Consider the following 13496-nt stretch of genomic DNA (forward strand, 5'->3'; position numbering starts at 1 on the left):
TGCTTACCCGCGATCACTTGCATAAAAAATCGATTACAGGATAATGCTCGGTTGATTGTAGCCTGTAACGATTCGTTAAAACGCGCCAAACACAGGGCGGTTTGTGCGGATCTGGAGATTTTTCATGAGTTGGATTTTTTACGCATTATTAGCCGCGCTGTGTTTTGGTTTGCGTGGCGTTTTTTATCAGTGGACCTCACAAAAGACCATGAACCGCAACTTGATGTTGTGCGGTGTGTTTTTTACAGGCTTTTTGGTCAGTATCTTTTTTTTACTGCTGCAAAAAACATCGTTTGATGTATCGATAAGCCATATTCTTGTTGGCGCCAGCATGGGGGTTTTATCGTTTTTGGCGAATGCGTCACTGTATAAAGGCTATGCCGTTGGTAAAGCGTCACTTGTGAGTGTGCTGGCAGGCCTGCCGCCATTAATTGTGGTTGTTTTGGCTTTTTTGCTGTGGAATGAAACCCTAACGGCTATTCAGCTTTGGTCGTTCTTTATTATTTTTGTGGGTATTTACCTGATTCGTTACTCCAATGATCTAAGCCTAACAGATTTAAAAGGCGCGCACTGGGGCTTGCTTGCCGCTTTGTTTTTTGGTTTAAACGATATAATGGGTAAGCAGTCCACTCGGGTTGAGTCGGATATGTTTATTACTTTGCTGCTAATGTTTGGCGTAGGCAGCTTTCTGTTTTTGCTGGGTTGGCTGGCCAACCGGCATAGTCGTAACCAACAGACAACGGAGCTGTCTTGGTCTACGGCTCGCACGTTTAATATCGGGATGCTTGTCGGAATAACCAACGTTGGCGGTATGGTGGCTATTTTAACGGCTTTTGCCACTGGCCCAACGGGTATGGTGTCGGCTATTTCCGCACTTAACTTACTTGTTGTGTTGTTTTATACGCGCTTCTTTTTGCGTGTACCGTTTCGTTTATTAGAGTTAATAGGCATCGGGTTTGCGCTAGTAGGCTTGATACTTTTACGGCTTTTTTAACGCAGAACTTTATTGCCTAGGTTGTTAATGACATGATTGGGCTCTCTGTTTTGATGGCATGCAGGCGGTAGTGATTTATGCAAAAGCTAATTTATATAAAAGTCTACAAGGGTTACATCGAGGCGAGAACAGCAGGCGAGAATAATGAGCGGCAGTTTCTCTCAAGCGGTTTGAATCACCCCAGATCTTTAGCGGGTGAGTTTATCGCGGTTGAAAACACCTTTAAAGAGGCTATTGCGGCACAGCCTAAAACGCTATTTGGTTTAATAAAGCCGAAAGTTTTAGTGCATTTGGTTCCCGAGGCTGCGGGTGGCTATACCGAGCTTGAGCTTAGGTTTTTTCGGGAGGCGGCTTTGGGGGGCGGTGCGGCTGTGGTGTATTTGCTTGACAGTCTGTATGGCCCGCAGCCTGATAGCGAACTTACCGATACTAAGAAGTGGCTTTAGCAACACGACCATGAGCTGTGGTTGTGTTGCGCAAGACAACTGACGATAACAAGCCGGCGGGTGCCGGCTTGTTATCAATCTTCCCCTAAAAAACCACCCGATTGGTGCGCCCAAAGCTGGGCGTATACGCCTTGCTGAGCAATTAATTGCTGGTGCGTGCCTTGCTCTACAATACGTCCTTGGTCTAACACAATCAGCCGATCTAGCGCGGCAATGGTTGATAGCCGATGGGCGATGGCGATAACGGTTTTGTTGCCCATTAGCTGGGTGAGGTTGCTTTGAATCACCGATTCGACTTCTGAGTCGAGCGCAGAGGTGGCCTCATCTAAGATTAAAATGGGTGCGTCTTTAAGCAAGACTCGGGCGATGGCTACTCGCTGGCGTTGCCCGCCAGATAATTTAATGCCGCGCTCGCCTACATGGGCATCGTAGCCGGTACGGCCCTTGGCATCTTTTAAGGTAATAATAAAATCGTGCGCTTGCGCCTGTTTGGCGGCGGCAATCATTTGTGCATCGCTGGCATCGGGGCGGCCGTAGAGCAGGTTGTCACGAATCGAGCGGTGCAGTAGTGAGGTGTCTTGGGTGACCATACCGATATGCTGGCGCAGACTCTCTTGCGATACCTGGCTAATATCTTGATCATCGATTGTCAGTGTGCCGCTGCGCAGATCATAAAAGCGCAGCAGAAGGTTTACTAAGGTTGATTTGCCGGCACCGGAGCGGCCTACCAGGCCAATTTTTTCGCCACTGTTGATGCTGAGATCAAACGCTTCGATAACGCTTTTGTCTTCGCCGTAATCAAAGCAAACATTGTTGAAGGCAATAACCCCTTGGTTAACTTGCAGCGCGGGCGCGTTGGGCTGATCGGTAATGGTAAAAGGTTGGGTTAAGGTGTTGGCACCGTCTTGCACTGTGCCGATATTTTCAAACAGGGCCGAGACCTCCCACATGATCCATTGCGACATGCCGTTTATACGCAGCACCATAGCAAGCGCTGTGGCGATGGCGCCGGTAGTAATGGCGGCCTGCGTCCAAAGGCTGATGGCGAGTGCCGCGAGGGAGAAGATCAGCAGGGCGTTTAAGCTCCAAACACAGACGTTGAGTATGGTGACCAAGCGCATTTGCGGGTGCACTGTTTGCAAAAACTGATTCATTCCGTCGCGCGCGTAGCTCGCCTCGCGGCCAGCATGAGAGAATAATTTAACCGTGTGAATATTGGTGTAGGTATCGACGATGCGGCCGGTCATCTCGGCACGGGCATCGGCTTGGGTGGTGGATATTTGCCGCAGCTTGGGTAAAAAATAAGACAGTGTGGCAAGGTAAGCCAGTACCCAAATAAGCATGGGAATCGCCATGCGCCAGTCAAGCGCGGCCATCAGTACGGTCATGCTGCCAAAGTAAACCCCGATATACACGGCGACGTCTAATAGCTTCATAACGGTTTCGCGCACGGCGAGTGCAGTTTGCATCACCCGTGTGGCTAAACGGCCAGAAAACTCATCCTGAAAAAAGCCGACACTTTGGCCAAGTAGGTACTGGTGCGCTTTCCAGCGCACGGCCATCGGAAAGTTGCCCAGCATTGTTTGATGGATAAGCAGCGCGTGCAGCGCAATCACCAAGGGTATGCCAATTAACAACACCAACGCAAAGGTGGTGAGTTTAACGCCGTAGTCGCGCCATAGTGCATCGGGTGATGTGGTATTAAGCCAATCGACTAAGCTGCCCAGTGCGCCAAAGAGCGATACCTCGATAATGGCGATAGTGGCCGACAGTAATGCCATGAGCAATAGGTAGCGTTTGGCACCTTGGGTAAAATATAGGCAAAACGCCAGCAGCCCTTTGGGTGGCTTGATTGCGCCATCGTTAGGAAAGGGTTTGAGCAGCTGTTCAAAAAATGCAAACATGTGGGACCTTGTATTTAACTAGCGTCGTGTTAAAGACCCACTAGCTTGGGGGCTGTATCAGCGTGAGGGTTATTGTAGCAAAAGTTTTAAAAGACGGTGCGGGGTTTGTTGCGGCCGGCTATATACTGCGTGACACGAGAATGACATATAAAGAGGTTAATAAATGAGAAGATGGTTGTTAGTGTTTGCCGCCGGAGCTTTGGGGGCTCTGGTCAGTGCGTTGGCTATGTGGTTGGCTGGACGTTATGGTCTGACTCAATCGCTGGGCGTGCGCTTGGCCCCGGCGCTGTCGGCGCATTGGTTGTACCCGCGTATAGTGTGGGGCGGCCTGTGGGGTTTTTTGTTTTTGTTGCCGCTGTTTGGCTCACGCTGGCTGTTAAAGTCGGCCGTGCTGGCGTTGGTGGTGAGCTTGATCCAGCTGTTTGTGATTTACCCCTACACCACACCGTATGGTGTGGCGGGTTTGGAACTTGGCATGATGATGCCGGTCGTAACCTATATTTTTGCGTTTATCTGGGCGCTTGCCGCCGCCATTAGTTTGCGTTTGTCGTAATTGAAAAACTTACTTTGGCGGTAAACTGATAGCTGTAACACGTAACAGTGGGTGCGTTTAGGTTATCGTGATTGTTGGCGTAAATGAGTTTATGGATTGTAATTAACGGCCGGTAGTTGTGCTGGCATTAGGAGATAGTATGAAGTTAGGTAAGTTATCGGTTGTTGTGTCACGCACTTTTTTGTTGCTGTGTTGTATGTTGTTTGCGTTACCGTCGCAGGCGGCAGATGAGCTTAATTCGGCAACTCTCGATAAATGGTTAACGACCACTAAAGAGTTTATTCCGATGCAAGATGTGTTTGATCGGATTTCGGAGGAATCTGAAATTGCTAAAAAATACACTCAAGACGAATTTAAAGCGATGGATGTCGCCGAGCAAGATAAATTGATGGATCAGCTGCTTAAAGATGAAGCGGTGTACGATGAAGTGTATAGCGTTTTAAATGCGCAAGATTGGAGCAGCGCTGGCCAGTACATTCGTGTTAGTACACGTATTGCTACCGGTGTGCAGGTTTACATGCAAGACATGATGTTAAAAAACTTACCTGCCGAGCAAGCGCAAATGGTAAAAGAAATGATGGGCGGCGAAGTGCAGGCCGATCCGCAAGATGTTGAATTTGTCAGCAATAACTGGACTAAAATCTCAACCTTTCTTGGCGATAATATCGATACCTCTGCCATATCATCTATGGGTAAGTAACGATTCTTTAGCGACTTAAAATCAAGCTCCGCATATTAAAATCAAGCCCACTTATAAAAGCCTCTGTGCTTTATGAGTGGGCTTTGGTTGTTTAACTGGCGGTTAATGCGCCGCTACGGTAGTCGTTGATCGCCTGTTCAATCTCCTCGTGAGTGTTCATCACAAAAGGGCCGTATTGAGCGATAGGCTCGCCAATAGGTTTGCCGCCAATCAGTAATGCTCGTAAAGTCTCGCTTCCCGCTGCGCTAATAACCAAGTGTTCGCCATCGCTTAATAACCCTGCAGTGCTAACATTTACGGCGCGCTTTTGTTTGCCCACCAATGCCTGACCTTCATAAGGGTAAAGAAATAAGTGGTGGCCAGCGGGCACGCTAAACGTTTCTGTTGTACCTGCGGCTATATGAATATCCCAATAAATCGGTTGAGTCGTTTTGCCCGATACCGCGCCAGTTGTGGTTTTTTGCTCGTGCTCTAAATACCCCGCAATGACTTTAACGGTTGTGCCCGATGCCAACGTCACCACGGGAATCTCAGCGGCGGCAATATCGCGGTAGGCGGCGGGTTGCATTTTTTCGCTTGCGGGCAAGTTCAGCCATATTTGAAAACCGCGCATTTTGCCTTCTAGCTGCTGTGGCATTTCTGAGTGAACAATGCCGCGGGCGGCGGTCATCCATTGCACGTCGCCAGATTTCAAATCGCCGCGGTTGCCTAGGTGATCCTCGTGCAGCATGTGGCCATCTAGCATATAGGTGACGGTTTCAAAGCCGCGATGGGGATGCGCTGGAAACCCGGCAAGATAATCGGCGGCATTATCGGAGTTAAACTCATCCAGCATTAATACCGGATCGTGCCGCCCATTAGGGCCTTGGCCCAAGCTGCGTTTAATTTTAACGCCAGCACCTTCGCTGGCTACGATTGAGGGGATTAATTGCTGTATTTCACGGTTCATAATAGTGCCCCTTAGTAGGTTGCCGGTATTTACATGGTTACGGCTAAGACTTAGGCGGCAAACGCCTGGTCAATTTCTTGCTGCGCGCCACTTAATGCCTGCTCTTTACCTTCGGCGCCCATTGCGATGCCTTCGGCATAGATAAAGTGAGAATCTTTTAGCCCTAAAAACCCTAAAAAAGTTTGCATATAGCCGGTTTGCGAATCGGCCTGAGTGCCTGCGTAAATTCCACCGCGAGCGGCCAGCACATAAACAGGAATTGATGGTAGCAAACCTTCTGAGCCGTTACTGGTGTAACGAAAGGTGATGCCAGAGCGCGCAATATGATCAAAGTACGCTTTTAGCGTCGAGGGGATACCAAAGTTGTACATAGGTAAACCAATGGTCACGATATCGGCGGCTTTTAGTTCGGCAATTAGCTCGTCCGAGTAATCAACGATTTCTTGCTCGGTACTGTTGCGCTTGTCGGCCGGGGTTAAAAAAGCGTTAAAGCGCTCGGCATTTAAGTGGGGCACTGGATTGGCGGCCAAATCACGTACGATAATGCGGCCGTCGGGGTTGTTTTGCCGCCAGCGCTTGACAAATTGGTTGCTCAAATAGCTCGATTGACCGTCGTCGCCGTTTAGGCTGCTTTTAATTTGTAATAGAGTTGCCATGAGTTAATTCCTTGATGAATTTTGATGGAGCTATTAAAGTATTTGCTGGTCCGATAATAAATAGCTAAATCTAGCTCTTTTTGATCGAATATATCGAACTGACAGGCGTAACGCTTGTTATGGGGTTCGGCAATGACAAGAAGTGGGGCAGATGTGTTATGGCAAAAGATACCAAAGTTACTCTAGATCAATGGCGTGCTCTGATTGCGGTTATTGAGTGCGGTGGTTATGCCAATGCCGCCGAGCAGCTAGGTAAAAGCCAATCGACGGTGTCTTACGCGATTAGTCAGCTAGAGCAAGCGTTGTCGGTAGCGGTGTTTAAGCTTGAAGGGCGCCGCTCTATTGCGACTGTTGCCGGCGAGACGCTGTACCGCCGAGCGCGACATTTATTGGCCGAGGCCGAATCGCTTGAGAACGCCGCATCTCGCATGGGCCAAAAAATAGAACCTGAGGTACGTTTAGCGGCGGATCTGTTGGCGCCAGCGGACGATATTTTGCATTGTTTAGAGCGCTTTACAGAACAGTACCCAACCACTCGTGCCGATGTGCTTGAGTCTGTGCTAAGCGGCACAGAAGACGCATTGGTACAGCAGCAAGTCGATTTAGCCATTGTTGGCCGACTACCGGCGGGCTTTATTGGCGATTACTTGTGTTCGATATCGCTTGTTGGGGTGGCGGCGTCATCGCATCCTCTGCACCAATTGGGGCGCAATGTATCGGCAGAAGATTTACGCCACCATCGGCAACTTATTGTGCGCGATTCGGGCATTCACCGCCGCTATAGTGCCGGTTGGCAAGAGGCCGAGCAGCGCTGGACTTTTACCCATATTAATAGCTCACTTATGGCTGTGCGGCGCGGCTTGGGTTACGCGTGGCTGCCCGAGGGATATTTACAGGATGACTTAGCCCGCGGCACAATTAAACGCTTACCGGTAGAGCAAGGCGGCGAGCGGGTGATAGCGCTTTATTTAGTGTTCGCCGATCGCGACATCGCCGGGCCTGCCACCCGCGCGCTGGCTGATATTATTAAAGCGCATTTTAGTGCGAGCTAGGGGGGGGGGGGGTAATGTTTAAAGCCGATGCCTGCAGTATCTATTTACCGCTGCGCTGCCGCAACGCCCTGGGGATGATGGCATCGTAGAGTATCGCTGTCCTTTACGAGCTATCGATTAGGTGTTGAGCTACGGGTGCGTCAGCCGCTTGGGGTCGAGCAGCTGGGTTAACTCTTCGCGAGACAAATCCGTTTCCTCGGCGGCTACATCAATCACATCACGCTGTTCAGCGTAGGCTTTTTTGGCAATCTCGGCAGCTTTACTGTAGCCAATAATGGCGTTGAGGGCGGTGACTAAGATGGGGTTTTTCGCCAGCGGGCGTTGGATATTATCGTAGTTGACGCTAAAGCCGGCGATGGCTTTGTCGGCAAGGCTTACGGCGCTGCCGGACATTAAGTTGATAGACTGAATAAGGTTGCTGCCTATGAGCGGCAGCATAACGTTTAGCTCAAAATTGCCAGCGCCGCAGGCACTGGTGGTGGCGACGTCTAGCCCCATTACCTGAGTGGCGGCCATGGCCGTAGCCTCGGGTATAACAGGGTTGACCTTGCCGGGCATGATGGATGAACCTGGTTGCAGGGCGGGTAAGCTGATCTCACCAATGCCGGCTAAAGGCCCGGAGTTCATCCAGCGTAAATCATTGCTGATTTTTAATAGCGTGACTGCCAGCGTTTTAAGGTTGCCTGAAAGGGCTGCAAGATCATCTTGTGCGCCGATTTTGGTAAACGGCTGCTCGACCGGCGTAAAGCCGATGCCGGTGTCTTCGCTTAAGCAGCGGGCAAAGGTGGCGGCGAAGTCGGCGGGGGTATTAATACCCGTCCCGACGGCGGTGCCGCCCTGAGGGAGCTGACTGATTTCGTTGAGTGCAAGAGTTAGGCGCTGGCGATTGGCGTCAATTTGACTCGCCCAGCCCGATAGCACTTGGCCAAAGGTCACCGGCATTGCGTCCATCAGGTGGGTGCGGCCGGTTTTGACAACCTCGGCAAGCTCCGTGGCGCGGCTTGTGATTACCTGATGCAGGTGCTCTAGCGCCGGCAGTAGCTTGTGGGTTATTAGCTCGGCGCAGGCAATGCGAATACTGCTAGGAAAAACGTCGTTGCTGCTTTGGCTGCAGTTGACGTGATCGTTAGGGTGAACCATAAGGTTGGCTTGAGCGCACAGCTGGCTAATCACCTCATTGACGTTCATATTACTGCTGGTGCCCGAGCCGGTTTGGTATATATCGACGGGGAAGTGTTGCAGGTGCTTTCCTTCAAGTAAGCTATTGCAGGCGGTTTGAATCGCACCTGCACGGGCAAAGTCTAATACGCCACACTCGAGATTGGCTTTTGCGGCAGCATGTTTTACGCGGATGATGGCGTAGATCAAAGAGGCCGGCAAAGCTCCTCCAGCTAGGGTAAAATTATCCACTGCCCGTTGTGTTTGAGCACCATAAAGGGCATCTTGTGGCACCTCGACATCGCCCAGGCTGTCGGTTTCGATACGAGCGGGTTTGTCTGAGTTGTGGCTTGTGCCAAAAGAATCCATATGGGCCTCATATTTACAGAGCCGCTGTAATCATTGCGCAGCTCTAGAGTAAAAAATTAGTTTGGTAACTGTAGCATACCCGCTGCAATGTGTTGTGGGGTGTCGCGTCAAAGAGTTGGTTGTTTATGAGCACAGAATTTACACTCCACAGTCAGTTTGAGCCGGCGGGCGATCAGCCAACGGCGATTGCTGGTTTGGTTGACGGAATCGAATCGGGTCTAGCGCATCAAACGTTGCTGGGTGTGACTGGCTCGGGTAAAACTTTCTCTATTGCCCACGTTATTAACCAAGTCCAGCGACCAACATTGGTCATGGCACATAACAAAACCTTGGCGGCGCAGCTGTATGGTGAGTTTAAAGAGTTCTTCCCTGATAACGCCGTAGAGTATTTTGTCTCATATTACGATTACTACCAGCCTGAGGCGTATGTACCATCGTCTGATACTTTTATCGAAAAAGACGCCTCGATCAATGACCATATCGAGCAAATGCGTTTGTCGGCTACCAAAGCGTTAATGGAGCGCAAAGACGCTATTGTGGTGGCGACAGTATCGGCTATTTATGGTTTAGGTGACCCCGAATCTTATTTAAAAATGGTACTGCATTTGGTGTGCGGCGAGCGGATTGATCAGCGCGAAATTTTGCGCCGCTTGGCCGAGCTGCAATACACCCGCAATGATATGGACTTTCAGCGTGCCACCTACCGAGTGCGCGGCGATGTGATTGATGTGTTTCCGGCCGACTCGGATATGGCGGCGGTGCGAATAGAGCTGTTTGATGACGAGCTTGAGCGCATCTCGATGTTTGACCCACTCACCGGTCAAGTACTGCAAAAAGTATCGCGCATAACAATCTACCCTAAGTCGCACTATGTAACCCCGCGTGAGAAAATACTGGCGGCGGTTGATCTTATTAAAGAAGAGCTAGCCGAGCGTTTAAAGCAGTTGCGCGAAAACGATAAGTTGGTTGAGGCGCAGCGTTTAGAACAGCGCACCCGTTATGATTTAGAAATGATGCAAGAGTTGGGTTATTGCAACGGCATCGAAAACTATTCGCGTTACTTGTCTGGACGCGAGCCCGGTGCCGCGCCACCTACGTTGTTTGATTACTTGCCCGATGAAGCTTTATTGGTTATTGATGAATCCCATGTGACGATTCCACAAATTGGTGCAATGTATAAGGGCGATCGCTCGCGCAAAGAAACCTTGGTGGAGTACGGTTTTCGTTTGCCTTCGGCGTTAGATAACCGACCCATGCGCTTTGATGAGTGGGAGGCGCGCGCGCCGCAAATGATTTTTGTCTCGGCCACGCCAGCCGCCTACGAGGCCGAGCACGCTGGACAAATCGTCGAGCAAGTAGTACGGCCTACAGGGTTGGTTGATCCGATTATTGAAGTGCGCCCGGCGACAACTCAGGTGGACGATGTGTTGTCCGAGCTGCGTGCCCGCGTCGAGCTTGATGAGCGAATATTAATTACGGTATTAACCAAACGTATGGCCGAGGATCTCACCGAGTATTTGGCCGAGCACGGTGTGCGAGTGCGCTATTTACACTCCGATATCGACACCGTTGAACGGGTCGAGATTATTCGCGATTTGCGTTTGGGCGAGTTTGATGTGCTGGTGGGTATTAACCTGTTGCGTGAAGGTTTGGATATGCCTGAAGTGTCTTTGGTGGCGATTTTAGATGCCGATAAAGAAGGTTTTTTGCGCTCGGACCGCGCTTTGATACAGACCATTGGGCGAGCCGCTCGGCACTTAAATGGTCGCGCGATACTGTATGCCGATCGCATGACCGGCTCTATGCAGCGTGCCATTGATGAAACCGACCGGCGCCGTGAAAAACAGTTGGCGCACAACTTAGAGCACGGCATTACTCCTATGGGTATTAAGAAAAACGTTGCCGATATAATGGATGGCACGCAAATTCCGGGCTCTAAAAGTAAGCGTAAAGGGGCCGGGCGCGGCACACAAAATGATGCGCTTGAGATGCCCGCCGATGGTGATGTTTGGAAGCAGATTGAAAAATTAGAAGCGCAAATGTTAGGCGCGGCAAAAGACTTGGAGTTTGAGCTTGCCGCGCAATTACGCGATCAAATTAACCGACTTAAAGACGCTGGAATTTGATCGCGATCGGTGCCGAGCATAAAAGCCTTTAATTAGGCAGCTCGGCCACCAACCTAATGCCAGTGTCCTCATGGTAGGTATACTGCGGTTGCGATTGACGAGAATACGTGTTGGTTTCTGCCGCATCAGATTTTAACGAGCCACCACGTATAACTCGCGCGGCACAGTCGCTGTGGTTATAGGCCGTCGCTATACTGCCGGCTTTGTCGTAGTTAGGGCGATAACAGTCAGCTACCCATTCCGAAACGTTACCCGCCATATCGTAAACGCCAAAATCATTACTTTTAAAGCTGCCTACAGGGGCACTTTTACTTTTAAAGAACCCAGTAAAATCACTGTCGCAATAGCGTCGGCAGTTGGCGTTACCGGCGGCATCTTTTTCGTTGTCGCCCCACACGAAAGGTTGCGCTTTACCGCTTTTAGCAATGTATTCCCACTCGGCTTCACTGGGTAGGCGATAGAGTAGGTTAGTTTGACTGCTGAGCCATTTGGCGTACATGTCGGCCTCTTCCCAGCTGACGTTAATTACCGGACGGTCGCCTCTGCCCCAGCGGTTGTCACCGGGTAAGGGCATGCCTTTTTGTTTGGCAAAAAGTTCGTACTCGTCAAAAGTTATCTCGTGCTGACTAACCGCAAAGCGTTTCTTTATGTAAATGTTATGCACCGGGCTGGCATTGGCATCTGGCCCGCCCATGGCAAAGCTTCCCGCCGGTATCACTACCATTGCGGGGCCTTTACCACCACTGGTTAGCTTACTGTTAAACACGCTGCCAATGGCGCGCTGCTCGGTAAGGGTGACGGTTTTGGTTAACGGTTGCTCGTCTAAGTTGACCCAGCGTAAATATTTACGATACCCCGGCGCGGTTACTTCTAAGCGATAACGGCCCGGTTTTAGGGGCATGCCAGGGGTGTATTTTTCGCGAATATTCATAATGCGTACTCGCGCATTACTTGGTGTGGGCGCCACCGTAAAGCTAAATGTAGCCGCCGAGCTGGATGCGGCTTGCTCGAGGTTATCGTCCGTTGTCTCTTCCGTGTCGTCGTCATTAGAGGCGTTATCGCTTAGCTGCGCTAATGCGTCTTTATCTGTCTCGTTGTCGCTATCGTCTGAATTGGGCTGGGCAATAACCGCCGAGTTAGGCTGAAGGTTATTGGGCAGCATAACCCGCGGGTCTGCGTTAATATTTAATGTTGTATTGTCGCTCTTGGTCAATTCGGTGGCGTTGGGGCTAGTTGCGCTGACGCTTTGCATTGGCTCGTCGGTGCGGTTGTTTGTCAGGTTACTCGCCGCCGCACTGGTGTTTATACTTGCCGCGCTGGATGCATTGCTCGAGCTAGTAGCTGCGCTGCTGTTAGCATCGGTTTGGGCTGTGAGTGTAGATGTGTTGGCGCTGGCTTGTTGTATCGTGTCATTGTCGGCCGGCTGACTTTCACCGCGCCAATTAAACACAATTAAGCCGAGTAACAATATCGAGACTACGCCTGCGGTAAGCAGCCGATATGGTGTTGGTATTTTTAGCAACCGCTGTAAGGCAGAGGGTTGTTTGGTGGTTTTTTGAAAGCGCGTCGCCATTAATGTGTGTTGCTGGGTCTGAATATCATTTAACGCACTGATTTCGGGTATGGCTTGGTAAAAACCTCGTTGTCGCGAAAATCGTAAGCAGCAGATTTTTGTCCAAATATAACGGCCAAGTGCACTAGCGCCAGCGGCCAGTCGCCACCAAATGGTTTGCGTTAATGTTTGAAATTGATGGCTGAGGTTTTGCCCGTCATTGTCGCCGTCACCAAATTCACGCATCTTCAATTGCAGCAGCTCGATGTCGACCATTAGCTCGCGACCGCTTTGGTAGCGTTTGTCAGCTTCTTTATCTAGCAGTTTATCGAGAATGTCTTGGTAGCGCCGATATTGTGTGGGCAGTTTAGGTAGGGGTGATGCCAGGTGCTTTAATGCAATAGCCACGGGCTCGTCACCTTGATAGGGGACTGCGCCGGTGAGCATTTCGTAAAACACAATACCTAAGCTGTATAAGTCGGAGCGGCCATCGGAGTTTTTGCCACGGGTTTGCTCTGGGCTCATGTAATGCGGTGTGCCGACTACGGTGCCGGCGCGGGTTGAGCGCGGCCCACCGTTGCGTGCTAGGGCTACCCCAAAGTCAGTTAATACTGCCGAGCCGCCATCACGGAACAGAATGTTTTCGGGTTTTATATCGCGGTGGATATAGCCTTTGTCGTGCGCATGGGCCAGTGCCGAGGCCATTTCACGTAAAATTTCTAAGGCGTTGTCGGGGCCAAAACCACTGAGCATTTTGTCGTGGATTGAACCGCCGGGCAGATAATCCATGGCGATATAATTGAGATTTTCGTGTCGGCCAATATCGTAAATAGAGACAATGTTGGGGTGCGATAATTGACCAACAATATTGGCCTCGCGCTGAAACCGCTCACTAAAGCTTGGATCGCCGTTAAGTGCCGGTGACATAACCTTAAGTGCCACCACGCGGCCGACACTTTCTTGGATAGCCAAATAAACGGTGGACATGCCGCCGTGGTTGATTTTTCGAATGATGCGATAGCCGGGTATATACATGG

11 protein-coding genes are annotated in these 13496 nt (G+C 50.5%); 6 read left to right on the forward strand and 5 right to left on the reverse strand.

Translation table 11 applies throughout. From position 1 onward, the window contains the following. Positions 1-124 precede the first annotated feature (124 nt). Together GILYN3_RS03495 and GILYN3_RS03500 are read left to right on the forward strand one after the other, a co-directional pair. A complete protein-coding gene (locus GILYN3_RS03495) occupies positions 125-994 on the forward strand; it encodes a DMT family transporter (protein WP_049721570.1) in 870 nt (289 codons plus the stop codon). A gap of 77 nt (positions 995-1071) precedes the next feature. Then, a complete protein-coding gene (locus GILYN3_RS03500; RefSeq protein ID WP_049721571.1) occupies positions 1072-1440 on the forward strand; it encodes a hypothetical protein in 369 nt (122 codons plus the stop codon). Between the two features lie 74 nt (positions 1441-1514). Here the strand turns inward: GILYN3_RS03500 and GILYN3_RS03505 are convergent, their stop codons facing one another. Further along, positions 1515-3344, reverse strand: a complete 1830-nt coding sequence (locus GILYN3_RS03505) for an ABC transporter ATP-binding protein (protein ID WP_049721572.1) — start codon at positions 3342-3344, stop codon at positions 1515-1517. 163 nt (positions 3345-3507) lie between these two features. On the opposite strand from GILYN3_RS03505, the gene GILYN3_RS03510 reads away from it, so the two are divergent. Beyond that, entirely contained in the window at positions 3508-3897 is a 390-nt protein-coding gene (locus tag GILYN3_RS03510) for a hypothetical protein (protein WP_049721573.1), read from the forward strand. Between the two features lie 139 nt (positions 3898-4036). Further along, positions 4037-4597: a hypothetical protein gene (locus GILYN3_RS03515; RefSeq protein WP_049721574.1), complete on the forward strand. Its 561-nt coding sequence runs from the start codon at positions 4037-4039 to the stop codon at positions 4595-4597. Between the two features lie 91 nt (positions 4598-4688). Here the strand turns inward: GILYN3_RS03515 and GILYN3_RS03520 are convergent, their stop codons facing one another. Further along, positions 4689-5546, reverse strand: coding sequence for a pirin family protein (locus tag GILYN3_RS03520; protein WP_049721575.1), 858 nt, complete (start codon positions 5544-5546; stop codon positions 4689-4691). Positions 5547-5596: 50 nt separating this feature from the next. Beyond that, entirely contained in the window at positions 5597-6202 is a 606-nt protein-coding gene (locus GILYN3_RS03525; protein WP_049721576.1) for an FMN-dependent NADH-azoreductase, read from the reverse strand. 158 nt (positions 6203-6360) lie between these two features. Here GILYN3_RS03525 and GILYN3_RS03530 point away from each other — a divergent pair, with 158 nt between their 5' ends. After that, entirely contained in the window at positions 6361-7254 is an 894-nt protein-coding gene (locus GILYN3_RS03530) for a LysR family transcriptional regulator (protein ID WP_049721577.1), read from the forward strand. Between the two features lie 129 nt (positions 7255-7383). Here GILYN3_RS03530 and GILYN3_RS03535 read toward each other — a convergent pair whose 3' ends face one another. Continuing rightward, entirely contained in the window at positions 7384-8781 is a 1398-nt protein-coding gene (locus GILYN3_RS03535; protein WP_049721578.1) for a class II fumarate hydratase, read from the reverse strand. Positions 8782-8906: 125 nt separating this feature from the next. Between GILYN3_RS03535 and uvrB the strand changes: the two genes are divergently transcribed. Then, positions 8907-10907 carry an excinuclease ABC subunit UvrB gene (uvrB, locus tag GILYN3_RS03540; RefSeq protein ID WP_049721579.1) on the forward strand — a complete coding sequence of 667 codons (2001 nt, stop codon included), beginning with the start codon at positions 8907-8909 and terminating at the stop codon, positions 10905-10907. Between the two features lie 28 nt (positions 10908-10935). On the opposite strand, the gene GILYN3_RS03545 is transcribed toward uvrB, so the two are convergent. After that, positions 10936-13494: a bifunctional serine/threonine-protein kinase/formylglycine-generating enzyme family protein gene (locus GILYN3_RS03545; RefSeq protein ID WP_049721580.1), complete on the reverse strand. Its 2559-nt coding sequence runs from the start codon at positions 13492-13494 to the stop codon at positions 10936-10938. Positions 13495-13496 lie beyond the last annotated feature (2 nt).

This window comes from Gilvimarinus polysaccharolyticus (assembly GCF_001187555.1).
GTDB lineage: Bacteria > Pseudomonadota > Gammaproteobacteria > Pseudomonadales > Cellvibrionaceae > Gilvimarinus > Gilvimarinus polysaccharolyticus.